At 47.5% G+C, this 19,421-nt stretch carries 14 protein-coding genes; all 14 read right to left on the minus strand.

Features of this window, described 5'->3' with window-relative positions; genetic code table 11:
- Positions 1 to 16: 16 nt before the first annotated feature.
- From AC6H3C_RS16660 to AC6H3C_RS16725, 14 genes are read right to left on the minus strand one after another with little or no spacing between them, the layout of a single operon-like run.
- A complete protein-coding gene (locus tag AC6H3C_RS16660) occupies positions 17 to 1,510 on the minus strand; it encodes a contractile injection system tape measure protein (RefSeq protein ID WP_497516541.1) in 1,494 nt (497 codons plus the stop codon).
- Positions 1,494 to 5,729, minus strand: a complete 4,236-nt coding sequence (locus tag AC6H3C_RS16665) for a PKD domain-containing protein (protein WP_497516542.1) — start codon at positions 5,727 to 5,729, stop codon at positions 1,494 to 1,496. The genes AC6H3C_RS16660 and AC6H3C_RS16665 overlap by 17 nt, the downstream gene beginning before the upstream one ends.
- A 10-nt stretch (positions 5,730 to 5,739) precedes the next feature.
- Entirely contained in the window at positions 5,740 to 8,445 is a 2,706-nt protein-coding gene (locus tag AC6H3C_RS16670) for a baseplate wedge protein (RefSeq protein ID WP_497516543.1), read from the minus strand.
- On the minus strand, positions 8,433 to 11,588 hold the full coding sequence (locus AC6H3C_RS16675) for a baseplate J/gp47 family protein (RefSeq protein ID WP_497516544.1): 3,156 nt from the start codon (positions 11,586 to 11,588) through the stop codon (positions 8,433 to 8,435). The genes AC6H3C_RS16670 and AC6H3C_RS16675 overlap by 13 nt, the downstream gene beginning before the upstream one ends.
- A gap of 11 nt (positions 11,589 to 11,599) precedes the next feature.
- A complete protein-coding gene (locus AC6H3C_RS16680; protein WP_497516545.1) occupies positions 11,600 to 12,010 on the minus strand; it encodes a GPW/gp25 family protein in 411 nt (136 codons plus the stop codon).
- 3 nt (positions 12,011 to 12,013) lie between these two features.
- A complete protein-coding gene (locus AC6H3C_RS16685; protein WP_497516546.1) occupies positions 12,014 to 12,304 on the minus strand; it encodes a PAAR domain-containing protein in 291 nt (96 codons plus the stop codon).
- Between the two features lies 1 nt (position 12,305).
- Positions 12,306 to 14,051 carry a type VI secretion system tip protein VgrG gene (vgrG, locus tag AC6H3C_RS16690; protein ID WP_497516547.1) on the minus strand — a complete coding sequence of 582 codons (1,746 nt, stop codon included), beginning with the start codon at positions 14,049 to 14,051 and terminating at the stop codon, positions 12,306 to 12,308.
- 5 nt (positions 14,052 to 14,056) lie between these two features.
- A complete protein-coding gene (locus AC6H3C_RS16695; protein WP_497516548.1) occupies positions 14,057 to 14,770 on the minus strand; it encodes a CIS tube protein in 714 nt (237 codons plus the stop codon).
- A 1-nt stretch (position 14,771) separates the two neighbouring features.
- The gene (locus tag AC6H3C_RS16700; RefSeq protein WP_497516549.1) at positions 14,772 to 14,930 is read right to left on the minus strand and encodes a DUF5908 family protein; all 159 of its coding nucleotides are present in this window, start codon (positions 14,928 to 14,930) and stop codon (positions 14,772 to 14,774) included.
- A 1-nt stretch (position 14,931) separates the two neighbouring features.
- The gene (locus AC6H3C_RS16705; protein ID WP_423126893.1) at positions 14,932 to 15,363 is read right to left on the minus strand and encodes a phage tail protein; all 432 of its coding nucleotides are present in this window, start codon (positions 15,361 to 15,363) and stop codon (positions 14,932 to 14,934) included.
- A 2-nt stretch (positions 15,364 to 15,365) separates the two neighbouring features.
- Complete coding sequence (locus AC6H3C_RS16710) at positions 15,366 to 15,800, minus strand: phage tail protein (RefSeq protein ID WP_497516550.1); 435 nt, start codon at positions 15,798 to 15,800, stop codon at positions 15,366 to 15,368.
- Between the two features lie 29 nt (positions 15,801 to 15,829).
- Positions 15,830 to 17,749: a phage tail sheath family protein gene (locus AC6H3C_RS16715; RefSeq protein WP_497516551.1), complete on the minus strand. Its 1,920-nt coding sequence runs from the start codon at positions 17,747 to 17,749 to the stop codon at positions 15,830 to 15,832.
- A gap of 17 nt (positions 17,750 to 17,766) precedes the next feature.
- Positions 17,767 to 18,642: a hypothetical protein gene (locus tag AC6H3C_RS16720; protein ID WP_497516552.1), complete on the minus strand. Its 876-nt coding sequence runs from the start codon at positions 18,640 to 18,642 to the stop codon at positions 17,767 to 17,769.
- The gene (locus AC6H3C_RS16725; RefSeq protein ID WP_497516553.1) at positions 18,639 to 19,235 is read right to left on the minus strand and encodes a Pvc16 family protein; all 597 of its coding nucleotides are present in this window, start codon (positions 19,233 to 19,235) and stop codon (positions 18,639 to 18,641) included. The genes AC6H3C_RS16720 and AC6H3C_RS16725 overlap by 4 nt, the downstream gene beginning before the upstream one ends.
- Positions 19,236 to 19,421: the final 186 nt, after the last annotated feature.

Genomic DNA, 19,421 nt, shown 5'->3' on the forward strand with positions numbered 1-19,421 from the left:
TTGTTTTCATAACATACTACCAATCAACGTACAACAAATCTTCTCTCCACGGTAATTTTACCAGCGAAATATTCCATGCCAGTTTTTCCAGCAGCAGATCCTGCGCTTTGCGCTCAACCACCAGCTTGAACCTGTTTTCTTTTCCCCTGATCAGCTTTCCGTTACGTTGCAGAAACAACTGGCGTAAACCGTCGGGAGATGTTTTTTTCAAAGCAGTCCAGTTTTTGATGATTTCATTTAGTACGGTCTTAGCTTCATTCCTGATTTTCGCGGTCAGTTTACTTTGTTTCCGGACTGGCATTTCTGGAGGTATTCCGCATAGAAATTTCTCAAAAACCAGTTTGCCCTCCAAAAAAACTTCATTCCCCGTTGCCAGGTAATGCAAGGCTTGCACGGCTATCGCCCGCTTTTCGGGTTGAATCCGATTCTGCTCGTCGGTAAGACTAATCTGTTTGAAAAATTGCTTCAGAAAGGGATGAACCAGCACCAGTCCTGCATTCCGAACAGCAATTTCCTGAATATCATCCGGTCGTTTGTCTGCCGTTGCCGACTGTTTTTCCCGCCGGTCAGCGGAATGATCTCTTAAATCCGGACCATCATTCCCCGAAATTTCCGGCAAACCCTGGCTGATGATGGCCTGAATTTGCTTATTTGAGATGACCTTTTTAGGGACGGTAAGGATAATCAGATGGCTCAACACGTCGGGCAAATTGGAAACCGCCGGATGATGATCGTTTTTTTCTTTCAACTTCTCAAAATTTCGTTGAATGGACGAAACCACTCTGGTTGTTTCTTTTTGTGTTGAAATGGTAAAAAGCATCAGCAGCAGGTCATTTCTGATTTCCGCATTCACCTTACGGGTCATTTTCAGCAAATCGCGTTCGAAATTGATCAGGACCGGATTGATTTTGGATAAAAAAGCCAGGATCATCTCTGTCGGAAACTGCCAGACGAAACGCTGAAACACCCAGTTATACTCAAGTGTCAAGGCTTTCAACTTACGGACAAACGCCTTGTCGTCAAAAAACTTTTCCCAGTTTTCTTTTTTCTCCAGTTCACGGATTTGTTGTTCGACACCGTACCAGGGATAACAGCCGTTTTTCAGAAAATAGAAGAAGATTTCGGCGTAATTCTCCGTCACCGACAGGCTACGAACCCGGATATCCTCCTGATTGATGACCGAAAAAGCGGGTTTCCCCGATCTGAAGTCAATTTGAATGGACGACTTCAGCCGCTTTTCCAGGCGGTCGGTTAAATTCAGTTTCAATTGGTTGGTATTTGTCCAGTCGCTGACCGACAGATCGATGTTCAACTCATCGAAACGTAGTATAGCGTCAGGCAGGTCATATTCCGCGAAAAGCTTTTCCAGCAAAGGGCTCAGTTCTTTATTAAAAAATGAATCAATTTTATTTTTGATCGCATGAGCCGTATCTACACGGTTGGTATTGACCTCCAGAATCAGTTTCTCGATAATATGGCTTGTTCCGTTCATGTTATACCAGGTCTTCATTCAAAATGGTTTCAACATGTTTCAGGACGATTTCCAGGTTCTTCACCCTCACGATATACATTTTCAGAAAGTCCCTTAAGCTTGCAGGCAACTCTACCTGTCTCTCTTTCAGCATCTTCAATGTTTTCAGAATGACTTCAAAAACCTGTTGGATAAATTCAGTGGTTTCTTTGACCACCGCGGGATCCTGACATCCCAGGATGTGATAGAACAACTGCAATTGTAGCCGGAACAGTTCAAGCATCCGGAGATATTCCTCCTTGTTTTCTTCAGGATGAAGCCGGGCGATTATTTCGGCTGTTTCGGACAATAACCCGATAAACAAATCAGGCAGCATCGGATTGTTTTTTCCCGAAAGGAAGTTGTCGACATCGTTGAGTATCCCTTTGCCGAAAGCCCGCGAGCCACCGTATAACTCCATTGTTTTCAACCAGATCGGATGAACGAAGTCGGAATCAAAGTCAAGCCCGCTCAGCCTTTTTTGGTCGATCAGCAACGAGGCTTTGGTTTCGTCGATACAATGATCCACCGGTTCTTCCTCAAACCGGGTTTCGAAACTGACCGTTCCTGAATCGGCAGAGCCGCAAAATTCGCTGATGGCAGCCAGGCTAACCCGCCAACCTGTCGGGCTGTTAGGCGTTAATCCGATGATTACCGGGCTCGAATCACTTCGTTCAAGTTTGTCTCCGTTAATCGTCCAGACATAGGCGATAGCGCCGGTCGAATTGTTCGTCAGGATTAATTGATTACCGGCTTGTTCGTGACTGAACGCGGCCACCGGTGCCTGATGCACCGTCACAACCAAACCTGAAGGTGCGCCATTTAATATAAACTCAACCTGTCCGGGTCCAGCAATTGCAGGGATAAATACAAAGGTTCCGGAAGTATTTTGCTGTACCCCTTTCCCCTCAATTTTAGCCTGAACACCTGCCGGAGTGATTTCGAACGGATAATTGGTTTTGTCGTTTTCACAGAAATCGGATTCCTTTAAACTGATCTTTGTTTCTTCCATTTTAAAGGCAATTTCGTGTTCAACCGTCGCATGGCAAACACCGTTTGCCGCTGTCACCGTCAACGAAACAATCACTTTGTTTTCATCATTTACCGGTAGCCGGTAGGTGTGAGTCGGGTTTCGTTCGGTTGAAAGGTTGTCATCGCCAAAACTCCACAAAAAGCTTGCGCCATCGAGGTTTCCGGTTGGAACGAAGGTGATGGTGGTTTCGGAGGTGGGCGATTCGGGAACCTCAAAATCGAACTGAACGGCCCGGTACACGGTTATTTCAGTTTGCGTGATCTGGTCGTTCACCGTAAAACGGATGGTTTTACCCAACATCTCATCGGGGAAGGTTTCCGGGTCGAACGACAGCTTATTTCCTTCGATGGTCATTCCTTCCGTTTCCGGATTGGCTTTAATGACGCCATCGTCGGGAGAAACTTCAAATATTAGCGGGCTGACGTCTTTGCCCAGGCAGAAATGATCCTGCTCCAAACGCAGTGAAACCGGTTGCCGGGGCACAATAAAGTTGACCGGGGCACAATCGGAACAACACATGTACGGAAGCGAAAAATCGGCGACCACGGTATTATCGGGCACATCGGCCGCCTGGATCACCTGTCCCGATAATCCGGCCAATCCAAACCTTTCGGCTGCCGACAAGCTACTGATAGATGGTTCGGTTGGAGCCAGATGGGTCAGGTTTGTCGAAATCCGGCTTGCAGAAAGGCTTGTCGAAAGCGATGCCGCCGAGGTGAGCAATTCCCGCGAGGCGCCGGCTGTAAGTCCGGCAGGCGCTGTTCCCGGTGTTGGTTGAACTTTATTCAAATAAACCAGGATAAAGGTTCCCCCCGGTTCAACCCCGGCTTTATGCTCTGCGCCGGGATGTTTGTCGATGAATTTTGAAAGCTGTAACCGGATGATGATGGCTTCTTTCCGCTTATTGATTTCATCCAGCAGAATCTCCAGTTTTTTAGCCGAACAGCAAATGGACGAAAGCTGGATAATTAACACCTGCATCAAGGCTTTCAGGTTGGATGAAAGCTCCAGGTTTTGATAGCTGGTTTTCAGCCGTTTTACCCGAACGCAAAGCTCCTCCATCGTCAGCTTGTAAGTGTTTACGCCGGCGATATTCACATCCCGGATAAGCCCGGGCATTTTTTGCGACAACACGTGGGTGTAGGCCATTAACTCGATCGATCCGTCAATTACAAACTTCTTTATTTCGGGCTGTTCTTTCCAGGCGTCGGTATTTACCGCATCGGCAACCAGGAAATTGGCCCTGGCGATAATGTCGTTTACCGAACCTCCTTTTGTTTCTTCCAGCGCGGTCTTCATCACCTTACCCAACGCATCGTTGTCGAGGGTCAGGTTGTCGGCAATGACATTGCTCTTTGGCGAACTGATTACTTTGTACGCGGAGGTATCCAACAGTTGAGCTTTTTCTTTTGTTCCCGCTGTTGTTCCGGATGATAAACCGGATGCAAAACTGACCGAAGCTGCCGATAAACGCGAGTCGGCCAGTCTTCCCGCCGCCAGCGATTCTTTCACATTGGCTCCCGGTTGGGCGACACTAAAACCCGAAAAGAAACCGGCCACCTGTCCCAGGATACATTCCTGCTCGGTTGTCCAGGCTTTCAGCAAAACATTCAAATCTTCAAATTCGCATTCGTAGTCGTCAACATTCAGGGTTTCCTGGTTTATGTTTAACGACAAAGCTTTTACATCGAATGACAAGCCGTATTTTCGTTTCAGATTGTCAATTTCCTCTATCGCCTTGCGGTAATCTTTCCCCTGGTGTCCTTCAATCCGGTAAAAATCAAAGCGGTCGGTGTTATACAACAAGGGTTCCTGTACGTGAGGAACCGGCGCCAGGGCCGATGTATGATAGGATAAGTTCGTTTTTTGTAAGTGAATCTTTGTTTTAAAGAAATCCCAGCGATGCAGAAGATCATCTTTCAGCTCGTAGTAGAACGGGATGGCTTTGAACCCTAAATCCGTCAATTTATTGGATGGGGTAATCCGGGTTTCGCCCGCTGTAATTTTAAAATCGGAAATAAGCCGGAAAAGCCGCAACGCCAGGGTCCGGCATTGTTCAACCCGACTGTTTCCTCCGTTAAGAATGGGCGAAGGATAAAACTGATGCCGGTAGTTTTTGATGTCGTTTTCGGTTTCGTCGAGGCAACCCAGCATCAGGTGTTTCGGAAAGGCATGGATATCGGGGCAGCATTGCTCTTTCAGCGAAAGCAGGAGCGACTTAATTTCGTTGTAGGTATCGGTAATGTCTTTGACACAATCGTACCGGTACTGGATGTTAAACGGAACACTGTATGGTCCGAAATTGACCATGCTTTTTAATTTGGCGATGTAATTATCAAGCGCAGACGATGAGATATTTAATTTCAATACGGGTTCAAAAGTTTTGGCCATTTTGCTGATTCCTTCCGTCAGGCCGGCAATCAGGTTGACGTTTTGCACCAGCGCCGTATGGTATGCCCGTTTCAGTTCGTTGTAGTTTGAGGTATTTAACTGGCTCAGCACCACCCGCGGAACGGCAACGGCCGGAAGGTTAACGACCACGTCTTCCTGGTTGTGTTTTGAATAGATGGAGTCGATCGAGGCCATATAAGCGGCATCGGCTTTGGAAACCAGCAACACCCTGAGCCTGGCCACCTGCTCGACGCCCTGGTTGTCGCAGTCGATCGCCGTACACAGGTCTCCTTCTTTGGCATACGATTCGAGGTACAACACAACCACTTTATTTTTCAGGTCGGGCAGCGTATTCAGCGGCTTTGCGGTTTCAGATTCCCCGGGCAGAATTTCCCATAAGTCCAACGGTTCTTCCTGGACATTCCCGTCGATGGTGACCAGTCGTTTAAAAAACCGGTAGTTGGCCAAATTGTCTTCAAATTTCTTTACCCACGCGTATTCAATCTTTTCCAGGTCGATGGATTTCAGGCCGGCGCCGGTCAGGTTTCCGTACAGGTTGATCAGATCGCCGTCGGTCGTAACACCGGCCCCCTGGCTAATGGTTACGGATGGTTTGGCCGCATCGAATGCGAGCCTAAAGCCGCAAACCAGACCAACTCCGCTCAAAAAGATCCGCGACAGGCGATCCTGATCTTCAAAATAGTTGATAAACTCATTCAACTGGTCCTTGGTTAACACCTGGTCGTCGACAAATGTATGGTACTGTGTACTGATTTGGACTAATTTTGCTGCCATAACGTTTTAATTAAAGGTTTCCAATATTGGTGCGGCCAAGGATGATCCTGCCTGCCAATTCATCATCTTCATCATCGCAATCGATTAATTTTCCGGATGGATAAACGGAGTTTAACTTGCTGAGTATTTCAATGAATTCCTTCAGTTTCATTTCATCTTGTGCTTGCCCGGCATTGGTTTTTGCCAGAAGAAAGTCCTGATAGGCTTTTTCGAACAGCAGCATATCATTTTCTTCGTCGGGCACTTTGCCCCGGCGGTGACCAATCCAGCAAATGCGGGGCAGGATATGCGCCGGGAGTTCTTTCCGGATCAGGTCTTCCATAAATTCCCGGAAGTCCATGTTGGAAAACCGGTAGGTCCATCCCGGAAGCACAATGGTGACCCGGTACGAATACGGATCAACCGGCTCACAGCTTTCGCAGTTATCGGTGCAAACTGGCATAAACTGTCCGAGGGGGATATTCGTTTGGGTAACATCGGGGCGTAACAGGATATGTTCAACCAGAAAAATGCCCTCTTCGGTAAAAATGGTGGTCATAAACCCGATGATTTCGAGGATGGCCTGCTTCAGTTCTTCCTGGGTATTGTAGTAGCTGTACTGCCGTGCAATAATCCGGGCCGAGCTGCTGGCCGGAGCTTCCAGGTTAATCACATCGAAGGAATATTTCCCGGTTTCAGAACGCTGAATTTCAAAATTTCCAACTTCATCCTCATCCTTGATCTCCTGTTTAAAGGCTTCGATCACCGTTTCCGGCGAGGTTTCAATAATCCGGATCATCGCCAGGTACATTTCTTTTTCGGCCAGCGACAAGGCGGGATAATTTTCGGTAGCCGACAAAACGATATTTCCAAACTGATTCCTGATCCGCCAGCGGTATACTTCCTTGTCATCCGTTTCGTCGGGGTCGTAAAATTCGACAATAGAGCCGGAGAGGTTCCGGCGGTTATAGTTTTTCATGCCGGTGAGTCGGGCGATTCGTTTTTGTACGCCCGCGATATTGGAGGTATCCCACAGTTCGGATGCCGGCTGTTGGTAATAATTAAACGCGCTTCCCCTTTCGCGGCTGACCACCGGGTATTCTTTCAGAAAATTTTCTTTCGCCAAAAGAATGGCCTGGTTGGCAAAACTGCCGTACAATTCTTTCATCAGGAAGGCAAAGTCGCTGAATTTCTCAGCAAACCGGGCAATCAAATGATCCAGTAATTTATTTTTCCGTTCAACCACATCATCCAGCCCGTCAAACAACAGTTTAGTCAACTCTTCCGGATCGTTTGCCGAATAACCGGATACGAGTTCTTCGAAATCTTTAATATCGTTCACCGCTTGTGCAAAATAGGTTGATTTCAACCGGTTATCCACCGACAACAGTTCTTTCACGTTCGTGAGGTGTGCAAAATAACCGGCCAGAATCTGGTCGAAAAACAAGAGATAGGCCTTCAACTGTTTCGCCTGCGATTTCCGGGCAGTTTTAACGGTCGATGGCAAACCGGTTTGCCCGACTCCGTACGTATCGGGGAAATCGTTTTGAATGGTGGTGGTATCGCCGGTTTGCAGGTAAATTCCTTCGGGTGTTTCAATTTCCATGTCGATCCGGGCCAGCGCCTGTTCCTGATTCTCCGCCTCATCCATTTCGGCCAGGTAAGCTTCCACTTTCGATTGATTGATGTTGACCGGCAAAAGACTTTTATAATAACTGAAAGCGCTGTCGGGGCAATGCACCGGTTTTTTACCTTCGTCAATGCAAATCAGCCAGCCATCAGCTTCATCGTCCGGGTTCTGACAATCGGTCATGGAAATGTCTTTGATATTTTTCACCCCCTCGATATTCATGATCAGTTGAATGAGATCCGACAGGCGGACTTCGGTACGCAGGGTGGCTGCTTTCAGCTCATTGGTATCGAGAAATCCGTTTGTCAGCAGGGGACCTTCGAATATCTCGTCGGAAGCATACCCTTTTTCAAACATTTGACTGAGCGAATAAAACTTCACGGAAGGAGAAAAATACTGGCTGATGGCCCGCAATACCCTGGCATGGACCAACTCTTCATCGACCTCGGGAAACAGTTCGATGCTTGCGCAAACAGCTACCGGATGGACGTCGACTTCGCGAATATCGATTAAATCTTCGCACAGGCTCCGGTTGGCATGAAAGCGTTTTGTTATTTCATCTTTTACATCGCTGATTTGAGCCGCCGTTTCAATGTCGTTATCAAAATCCACGATCACCGAATACAATCCTTTCAGAATAAACTCTTTTCTGAAATCCTCGTGCGTAGCGGCAAAATCTTCCGGATTATACGAAAGCTGATCGTTTTTACAATCAACGTAAACCGTTTTCCTGTAGGGTTTCAACCAGCAGTTTTTCACCCCGTCGATGTCGATGAACAGCTTTCGGTAGTCGAGCTCTGTGACCGGCTTGGAGGGTAAAATTTCGGAAGCTCTAAAAAACTGATCTTCTATTTTTTTTGCTGTTTGATCTCCGGGGGCAAGCAGGTTTTCGATGGGCAAATCCATACGCATCCCCAGATCGGTGATGGCATAACACAACATTTCAAGGATGGTTATGCCGGGATCGTGCGAATTGTAATCCGTCCACAACCGCCCCGAAAGCTGTTCAATATAGTTCTGCCCTTCCTTTCTCAAAAACGAATAATCCAGGTCGTTTTGGGCAGATACATTCTTGGGGATGCTGATATGTTTGTTTAAGTCCGGCATGTTTCTTTCGTTTCAATGATGGTGGTACAACTTTTTATATCGGTGCTTAGCTGGTGTTGCCTGGCCGAAACAAGAATGGCTTTCGGGCACGAAGGCGCTACCCGTGCCAGGCTTATTTCGCCGTTTTTAATCAGTTTCACGTCTTCCACATAATCCACGTAGGTCAGTTTTTCGATGTAATTGATGACCACGCTCCGGTGCAGCGTGATGCCGAATTCGATGGCCGCGGTTTCTTCGAAGGCCCAGGGAGAAAGCAGGCGGGTAATATCTTTGTTCAACACCTTCAGGTAATAATTTTCGTCGTAACCCGCATGGAATTTCACCTTCATGCTCACGGTCACTTCTTCGTAATCGGGGTTGATCACCTTCGCGTTTACATGGAGGGTATTGAGTTGATTGATCTGTTTTTGTATCGCGTTCAGCGTGGCCTTGCTGACCCGCGGCTGGAAAATATCGAACACATTTTTGTTCACAATATCCGGGATCACCACGACCAACACATCGCCGGGCGACAGGAATGAGGTTTCGGACGAGTGATTGAGACATTTCACTTTATGCACCTCGGGGAATTGCTGTAGAATGATATGTTCGTAATCCCACAGCGTGACGGCCCTGTTTTTATGGCGCAGGCGTTCGCTCGCCCTCCGGTAATAGGCCAGGTCCGATTCTTCGGGGGCGCCGCCAAAGGTTGAAAACGGTTGCGATATGCTTTTGATAGTTGCCACGCGCTGTACCAGCTTTGATATCGTTTTGGCTTCGAGCCCTTTCTCCAGGTGCAGAAAATCATTCCCGTCGGGTGCAAATTCGGCCGGAACGGCCTGCGCCAGAATCGCGATGGTTTTGCATACCGCATCGTAATTCTTGTGGATTTTCACTTTTATCCAGACTAAACCGGCGGGCAGACGGGTATGATCCTTGGTGGCATCGGCCGGAATGGAAAACTGCACAATCCCTGATTTCAGGAAGTTGTCTGTTTGATTCGAAATCATAAAATTGGAATCGAGGCTTTTCCATTCATTTTGTGATAAAACCGACCATTCGGCCTTTTGTTTTCCGGTAAATGACTCGGCAAGCGGGTTCTCGCTGCCTTCCAAAACCTGCACCAGCAACGAAACCTGCTGCATGTTTTCAGCCTCTTCGAGGCCGATATACAGTTCACCTCCTTTACAATAGGCCGGGAGCAGTCTGACTTTTTTGTCCTCGTCCGTCAGAAAATTCAACCGGCTTTTCAGCCAGGGATGTTCTTCGGATTGGCCAAACGGATGCTCATGAAATAAGCTAACCGTGTTTTTACTATACGCTTCTTCAGTCGCCTCCAGCTTTATGCCGGCTTCGGCTTCATAATTCAGGCTGATGCTATCCACCATCGGGGTATAAGGTTCATTGGGGATCAGGGCATCTTTTTCCTCGCTGGTAAACGCGAGCGCGTAAATCCGCGGGAATAACTCGTGCAGAAACGATTGGTTGAGCGACAAACGCACCGGTCCTTTTTTCCCGGCTTCACCACTTGCGTTGGGTACTGAAAAATTGGTCCGGTAGCTGCCATCTGAGGTTTTGGTAAACAAAGTCTTTGCCGGATCAATAGTTTGCCAGTCTTCTTTTTCCAGTATTTCAACGGCGGCTTTAAAATAGGCGTCGCTGGTAACGATCAGGTTATCGGGTTTGGCATTGAATTGCCAGAGCGTATCGCCAACGTTCTTAAAAAACATGGCAGTAATGAATTTTGACGGATTGGCCTGAAAGATGTAATCTTTTCGATAAGCATAGTACAGATTTTCAAAAGGATCGACGCTTGCATTTGTGCTTTCAGGCGTATTTTTCCATTTTATATCAACTTCCAGGTTCTTCCAGCTTTTTTTGAAAAGTTCGGGATAACTGATATAAAAATTTGACCGTTTAACGGGTTGCGTACTGAATGGGTAAAACGGCTTTTCGGCATTTAGCGTACCGATGTCGCTTTCAAGCGTAAGGCTTTTTATGCCGCTTACCTGGACGTTTAGGGTCAGCTTTTTTATCTCGTGCGACACGAGGTTCCGGTACAAATCAAAGCCGTTTCCATTTCCGGTTTTTATCAGGATTCGGCATACAGGCTTTGTTGTATTGAAGCTTTCGCCCAGCGCTTCCGGCTGATAGCCAACCAGCGCTTCTTCCTCTTTCGGGATCTGAAATGCCATTTTCAGCTTCTTTTGTCCACTGTTCATCGACGAAGTAAACACCACGTTCCCGTTCTCATCTTCAAGCTGGGGCAATACCTGAAACGGGCCAAGCCATCCTTTTTCGCCCGAACAATATATCGCGATCTGATCCTGCAGCGTTTGGAAAGAAACGGCACCCGGACTTGAGGCGAAATCAACCGTAATTTGCACATTTCGCATTCCTTCCTTTAATTCGAGGATGGTTGATGCCAGGGCGAAGCCTGTTTTTGCATCGGCCAACTCCGGGTAGGCAGCATCGCCATAGTGTCCGAAAGGCCACCATTTTACCTCATCATTCGGGAATGCGGCGTCGTTCCCGTCGTATGAATCTGCTTTATTGGCGGCTTTCATCTTTTTATTCTCATGATCGGTATAGACATTCTTCAGTTGGGCAACCCGGCTTTTGTTGGCGATCAGTTCTTCGGTAGTTTTATAAATCCGTTTTTTGCCGAGAGAATCTTTTCCGCCATCCAACGCGGTTTCCAGGTTGATTTTTTCGTCCGCCACATTTCGGGCCAGCCCGAAAATCAGATGAACTTTATCGGGAGTAGCCGGAAGTTTTTCAATTTTCAGGATCTGGTGGTAATAAAAATCAAGATGCCTTTGGGTCAGTTTGTTAAATCGTTTTTTCGAAAACTCCAGCAAGCGGACAAAACTGACAAACAGGGCCAAATGCGGACTCAGATTTTCGCCATCGTCAACCAACTTCAGGAAATCATCCAGTTCTGAATCCGGTATAAAAAAGCCTTCCCAACTTCCGGACGGATTCAGAGCATCTGCCGGATCGAAATAATTTGCATGCTGTGCAAACCGGTATGCAAATTTCATCCATTCTTTCAAACTGAAATCGTTAAGTTTAACCGATTCGGGATCCAACGCTTTGACAAAGCGCTGCATCTGCCCGGTGCCTTCGCGTGCTGATAAGATATCTTTTCCGCAATTCGTCATAAATCAATACTTTACAGTTCGTTTCCTTCCTCTTTATAAAACGGGTAAACCATATTTCTCCGGGAGTTGGTTGTACGGATGGTGTAGTCGATCTGAATCAACAATACGCCCCGCAGCTCGTCGGAGGGGTCGATTTCAATTTTATGGACATCAATTCGTGGTTCGTGGTAAAGGATGGCCGTTTTAATCAAATCAACCACCCTGGTTTTCAATGTCAGATTCAAAGGGTTGAACAACAGCTCTTCGAGGTTGCATCCATAATCCGGAACCATGATGCGTTCGCCCAGCCGGGTTGACAAGAGGATTTCGAGACTGCTCCGGATATCATCTTCATCTTCGAGCATGACCACGGCATTTGTCCCCTTACTAAACTCGGGCGGAAAGCTCCAGCCCTTACCAAGAAATGATTTGTTTGTTTCCATCTGTTATCCTCCAATTAAAACGGTGGGGCATCCGGCGACAATGACTCCTCCGTGTGCCGTTAAATCGCCCATCCGGGCAGCCGGCATGCCGCCAATCAATACCGTTGACGAACCCATGACAATGGAATCGGGCGGCCCCGTGCAGGTAGCCATATCGCCCACCCGGGCAGCAGGCATCCCGCCGATTAACACCGTGGGATCGCCGGGTGGCAAAACAGGCCCTCCCACGTGGGGCACGGTACCTGTCACCATCGGGCAGGTGTGCATATCGGTTATCCGTGCTGCTGCTCCCATCTTAGTTTATTTGTACCAACGAACCTTTCAAAACAGCAATGGCGCTGGTCGAGACCTCAGCCCCACCAGACCCTTCTGCCTTAAACTGAGCGCTGGCTTTTACCGAAACATTTATGCCTTCAATCGTAATATCTCCGCTTGATTTCAGGGTGATGCCTGCCGGACTGTCGAGGGTGATGCCATCCGCGTCCATCAAAAGCTTATTCGAGTTTTCATCAGTCAGTTCAATCAGACCGGCATCGTCGTCAAGCGTCAGTTTCTTTCCGGCCGGTGTTTCCAGCGTGGCCGACTTTTTTTCGTCGTTAAACATGAATTTGATCCCGCTGCGAGTTGTAAATCCCTTCTCGTGATTATCATCGCTGGCAGCAATGGGCGCCGGTTTGGCGCTGCTGTTCATCATTCCCAATACAATGGCATCGTTTGGGTTTTCGTTAATGAAGCCAACAATCACTTCGTCGCCGATTTCGGGGCGGAAGAATGAACCTCGGTTTTCGCCCGCATCGAGGGTGGCCACGCGCGACCAAATTCCTTCGCCCTGCTGATCGACCACCGGCAGACGGACCAGAATACGGTCCTCTCCATTGGGGTCGTTTTCAAGCTGGGTGACAATTCCGATCTGCAGCCCGTTTACCGGGGCCATTAAGCCCGCAGCCGGGGTGTCGCTGATATTAACCGTCTCTGAAAACCAGTCCGGCTGTATTCCAAACTGGGCGTCAACCGTCCAGTTTCCTTCCGTAATCTGGTGACGAACAGCCGAAATGTACACCTTCCCGTTAAACCGGTCGCCCACGCCCTGCAGTTTCACGACCGTATCTGGTTTTACAGCCGGAATACCCTGGAACTTCAAACGTCCCCTGGTTTTTGCCAGTTGATTAAACAAGGCCCTGGCGTTGGCCCATTCCTGTAATTCAACATCGGGGGTAGCGCCGCCACTTTTAAAATCGAGTTTCTGCAAATTAACGACCGAGGCTAAATCGTCGGGGCTCAGGTTCCCGTTCAACGGCAGCGAAGGGCTGTCGGCCTCAATTTCGAGCCATTCCTGTCCCGAAGCATCCCAGGCATAGGAGGTCACCTGCTGAAACTGGTTTCGTGCATCCATTTCGGCATCGAACTCCAGCAAGCTGGCGCCGTAGCTTACCGTTTCAACTTCATCCTGATCATACCCCGGTTTTTTAATGGTTATTTTGCCATCGTCAACCACCACGATCCTCCCGTTGGCCTGCGCCCTGACGACGCAAAAATCCCAGTCGGATACCTGGTATTGCACCCGTTCTTTATGTTCCACGCCGGTTGCCTCCACCTCCTTTTCCAAACCATAAGCGTCGATGATTTCTTCCAGAATATCACTGTCCTTACTTTCGTAGAAATATTTGCTCTTGCGGCCAATGGTCAGCTTTACCGCTTTGTCCCGGCATTCAATAAGTAAATGGGCTTGGTTGGAGCGGATCCTGAGATTGTGCTTAATTACAATCCCCTTAAAGATGGTTTGTTCGTCGGAATGGTAACCCGCTTTAATTTCAATCTCCTTCCCGGGAATCAATAAATCCTGGTTGCTCAACTGAAAGTCGCGGGCAGCCGGGTCTCCGTCAATCAGGACGATTTTAGCCAGGGGCACACGGTTAATTTCCTTCTCCACGGTAATACCCGTAACGGAATACGACCGGGATAGTTCCTCTCCTTCAATCAGAATTTTATGCGTGATTAAATCGGCTGACTGAGCTGTATTTATGACTTCGGACTGAGGCATTTCATTTAAACTTTTTCGAGAGGTGGAAAGAAGATCTGTTGTCCCACCTTCAGTTTTCTGAAATTGGAAATTTGGTTCACTTTAGCTACTTCGAGGTAATATTTCGAATCGCCGTATATCCGGAAAGTCATCAACGGGAGCGTATCTCCTTCCTTAACAATACGGATATGGGTGAGGTCGGGCGAACTGTTATTTTCACGGGCAACCCGCAAATCGTCCTCAACAAAACCTTTGAATTTGGCATTTGCCACCGCCCTTAGCGGAGTTCCGTCGGCTTTGAACAGTTTAAAGGTGATGTCCATTTCGGCGAGGGTGCCTTTGAACAGAAGCGTCCCCCAGTAGATGATCAGGTAGTTTGGCTTATGTTCGTCGCCATTGTAATCGAAAATCACCTTTTTAAACTGCTCCACATCGTCGATGATGCCTCCGCCCTCGTCCTTAAACGTCTTATGGCCTTCTCCGCCCGGCGAATTGTAGTCGACAAGCACGCCGGTGCGGTCAAAAACAAACTGAAGTTCAAGATCTTCGGGCAAAGCCTTATTGAAACGGGGCGCCATGGCGCTGGTTCCGGAAGCCTGTTCCTCATTTTGTTCAATTTTATACTTGAACTTATAATTTTCAGGGTTTAACAGGGTTTTAAACTCCCCGTCGGCCACTTCATCCGAAAACCGTTCATCACGAAAGGCTTTAATTCTCAATTTTATCAGTTCTCCGCTCATCTTACCTCTCCCTGTTTTTAGCTAATAGTTCCATAACATGTTCCACACATGCGGCAATCAGCTTATCCTGTTCCTCTTTTTTTGATAGTTCGGAACCTGCTGCTTGCGAACTTTCGTCCACGTTGATCCGGATATGCAGTTCTTTTATTTCAATAGGCATGCTACTTGATATTAAAATAGTTGTATGCCAGCTCAATGGTTTCGATCACCATTTTACTTTCTTCTGCATTAAAATCGGCCATGGCCCATTTCAGCGGATAGGCATGAACGACGTTCCAGGTCATCAGTGGTTCGTGTTCTTCGTTCAACAAACTGATCGTAAGGTCGGTGGGCGAAATATTAAAATCTTCGAGCGCCTCCCGGCACCATTTTGCCAGGGAGGAATCGGTCAGCAGCCCACGTTTTAAAACCAGATTGGGGAACTTTGTTCTGACAGGCAATTTGTGTTTGAACCGGTTTTCACCTCCTTCGGCAAATTCCTCGGTATCAAAATCGATCGTCAGACCGGATACCGATTGAAATTCGTACTCACTTTTCAGATTGGTAAACTCCACCTTAAAGTGAAAGGCCAAAGGAGGATAATAATTGCTCATTGTCAGTCATTTTGAATGATCAGTCCTTCATGTACCAACTCCATCGACTCGATCGCGACTTCGTTTCCGTCGGCTTTTAAGTCGGTTGACTGGACTTTGATCGGCCAGGCATTTTTCACTTTCCAGCTGATCACCGGCTCATGCTCCTCATTCAGCAAACTGATGGTGATATCGCGCCTTTCAATCGTATTCAGCTTCACGGTGTTCCACCAGTTATAATACTCGTTATCGCTGGCAAAGGTGCCGCGCTTAAGCGTGATGTTGCTGAATTTTTGCAAACCCGGCATTTTCACCTTGGAGTATTCCGGACTGGCGCCGTGGCGGTACTCCACAACTTCTGTTTCCACATCAAGACCGGAGACTTCGGTGAATCCAATTTTTGTTCCTCCCCATTCAACCTGGAAATGGAACTTGACCAATGGGTAATTTATAGCCATAATTGTATGATTTTTATGTTTTTAACAGATTAGGATTCCTGCATTTTATGAGAGAATTTCAGGATGATAAACTCGGCAGGGCGGACGACTGCCATCCCGATTTCGACGTGCATGTAGCCATTTAGGATATCTTGTGCCGTCATTGTTTGTCCCAGGCCCACGCGCACAAAAAATGCTTCTTCGGGTTTAGCTCCCGCCAATGCTCCCGCTCTCCATTGCAGAATCAGGAAATTCTCGATCATGGCCCTGATTTTCACCCAGGTATTGGCATCGTTGGGTTCAAAAACAAATTGTGCCGTTGCTTTTTTTACCGACTCCTCCACCATGTTGTAGAACCGGCGAACCGGGACATATCGCCATTCATTATCATTCCCGGCCAGTGTACGGGCGCCCCAAATCAAGGTGCCCTTCCCGGTGAACGCCCTGATGGCATTAACCGATTTTCCGGCTTCGGTGTCAATATTCAGGCTTTCCTGATCTTCGTGGGTAATATTTACGGTTGGTCCCTTCACCGCGGCCAGACTAACATTGGCAGGCGCTTTCCAGACGCCCCGTTCACGGTCGACGGCAGCATACCGGCCAACAACAGCCCCGCTGGGCGGCAATACCACGCCTTGTTGCCTGATCGCGTCAACAATACTCCGGTAAACCGGGTCAACATCTTTGAGGGTCTCTGTGCGGTTGGCCCGGACTGCTTTCAACTCCGCATAAAATCCGTTGACTACCGCGTTCAATTTCCCCAGTAAGATTTTGAAGTAAGGGGCAGCATTCGCGGCGGTAGCCGTGGCGGTATAAATGTCGTTTTTGTCTGTCGCGGGCGCCGCAAAGGTCAGCGGGCCGAAATCGGCATCAAAATCGTCTGTCAGCAGCGGATTGTCCCAGGTAGGAGACGGAGCTTCGCTGTTGGCCGACTGGCTGAAATGGTTATAGTCGAACAGGATACTCAGTAAACTGTTAAAATTTGAACCGGCAGCGACAAACCGGGCATGGATACTTGCCGCCGAATTTTTATCGGAGGTATCGTTATCGGAAAAGCTCAGGTCGAAAAAATCTTTGAAATAAGCATACAAATCTCCGGCGGCTGTCACCAGCGATGGCCGGTTGTTGATATCGCCTATTGTCGGAAGGCTCAGACCCGATTGTGCGGCAATATCCGTATCAACGGAATCAATGGGTGCAACCACAGCGCTGTTGAACAATGCTTTAACATCGGCAACAGGCGATCCTTCTTTCGTGAATGTTCCGCCGACAATGGAATCGTAGTCAATTTTGAACGATAGCGTAGTTTTTAACCAGGGATAATAGGCGGCGCCGTACTTCAGGTAATTCATGCCCACGTTTTCTCTGAAATCGGCAACAGGATCGAGAGTCGGAGTAATATCCTGTTCGCCGTTCACCAAATCCATCACGGCAAAACGATCCTGCAACTTATTACATTGGCTGAGCATGGCGGCATGCACTTCGCCGGCCTCTGCCACCGAAAGATGCACTGTTTCGGGAATCACCAGCAGAGTAGGTAAATCTGCTTTTTCAAGTGAAGTCAGCCCGGCAAGCAATTCTTCTTTATCCACATCCGATTCGGAGGTATTGTACGCGCCAACAGAAACGACATAGCAGTCTCCTCCCCCGTTTACATAAAACATACGGACGGTATCGTAAAGCAGATTGATGCTGTTCACTTCGGCCGATTTTACCGAATTGTCTGCATTCAGTTCCACTTTAATTTCAGAGGGATCGGGAGCCCCTCCAAAATAAAATTCGTATTCGGGGAGCGAACCAATTTTCACCGGGCGGATGATTCCTTCCGTGTGATAATCGACCCCACCCACGACCGCCGAAGCAGTATAGCCAATAAAGGCCGGGATTGCAGTTTCTACTTGCGCCACCGAGGGAGGGAATTTGGATATCTCCTCGATATAAACGCCTGGTGTTTTGTAAGATGTTGCCATAATCTTGCTCTTTAGTTTTACATGTATATTTCTGAATAAATTTTATTGGTGGAAGCATCCGGTTTTATCAGACGGACATCCGGGTTGGGTAGTTCCTGCCCGTCCTGTTCGATCGAAATAAATCCGCTTAGGGTCAGCGGGTGCTCGGTTTTGGTAATCAATACCCGGTTACTGGCATTTTCTTTTACAACATCATCTCCGGGTTTCACGGTTTGGTCCTGGTTGAAAATGTATCGCCAAAATGTTCTGCGGTTTTCAAACAGCAGTTCAAAGGCGGGAGTTGCTCCCTGAAGCTTCCCCTGTGCATCGGTCATGTTGAGCGAACTGACATCGGCCTTCATAAAAATCCGGATGAAGCCAAAAAGATTCTCTTTCTCCGGTGGCGCCAGTTTCAGGAGTTCTGCCTTTTTACTGCCGGGGCTTAAACCAAATGAGTGATCAACGGTCAGGTTATCGCCCGATTTTCCAATCAGGGGAAATGTACCGGGTTCGGCCGGCAACCTTCTGTTCGAAAAATACATCAGGCTACCGGCCTCATTCAGGTCCAGATTGGTATAATTGTGGAAACGCGGGTCTTTCAGTTGAATCAGAAAAGTCAGACTCAAATCATCGGCCAACGGAATGAAGGGCGTGCCATCATCGTCGGCCGTGAGCCGCGTCCAGATCGTAAAACCTGTCGGTCCGGGCTTAAAAACCAACTGATGCCCGTTTAACAGTTGGCGCGATTCCCGGGTAGGGTAAATACCGGCGAAGGACTGGCTGTTATATAAACTCAACTGCTTGTCTTGATCTGCCTGCGCCATGCCGACAAACGGCGTACTTCCTTTATCCAGAAAAAACTGATGGAACAGGTCGACTTTAAAAAGGGGAACGTATTTTACTGAAAATGTCATGAGCCGATATCGTTTAATACACCACCAACATGCGTAATGACCCCGGAAGCCGACAATTTCTTGTCTCTCTCGATCTGAACCAGTTGAACCTTGTACATCACCGAAGGAAGTTGCCTTCCTCCCAGGGTTCCCCATACATAGTTTAGTTTTTCGAAATCGGGCGTGTACAACTCCACAATGAATTTGAAATAATCAAGCACGTCAAAAGCCACATTGGTCCGGTTGTAAACCGTATTGGCCGAGGTGAACACTTTTTTACCCTGAAAAAACCGGATCACTTTTGAGATACTGCGCAACGCATTTTCGTATTTATCAAAATTTGCCGTGATCAACAGATACAGGTTTAAATGAACGGGCGGATTTTTATACTCGGTTAAACCATCCTTCATTTTATTGTTGGGCATATTTTTCAGTGTAGTTTCTTCCTCCATGTTCAAAAGGGTAATCACTACTTTTTTGTCCAGATTCGAGTTTCCGTTCCCGTTAGGGTCCCAAAGGGCAATGTTGTCGAGTGTCACAATTTTATCGAATCCCTCTTCCGTCAAATAATTATCCAGCTGCTCCTTCAATATCTGCAATGTTTCGTAGATCATTAATTGTATTTATTTAGTCTTATTCTAATTTATAATAAAAAGTACAATTATATTTCATCTAACCACTTGATGGATAGATATTTTATCTCCTATTTAACATGACATAAAGTTACGACAAGCATTCATTAGATTCAATCCTCATTTTTGAGGATTTTTTTAATCGGCCTAAAAAGCGTAGATAAAACT

The sequence above is a fragment of the Gaoshiqia sp. US2 genome (assembly GCF_059705485.1).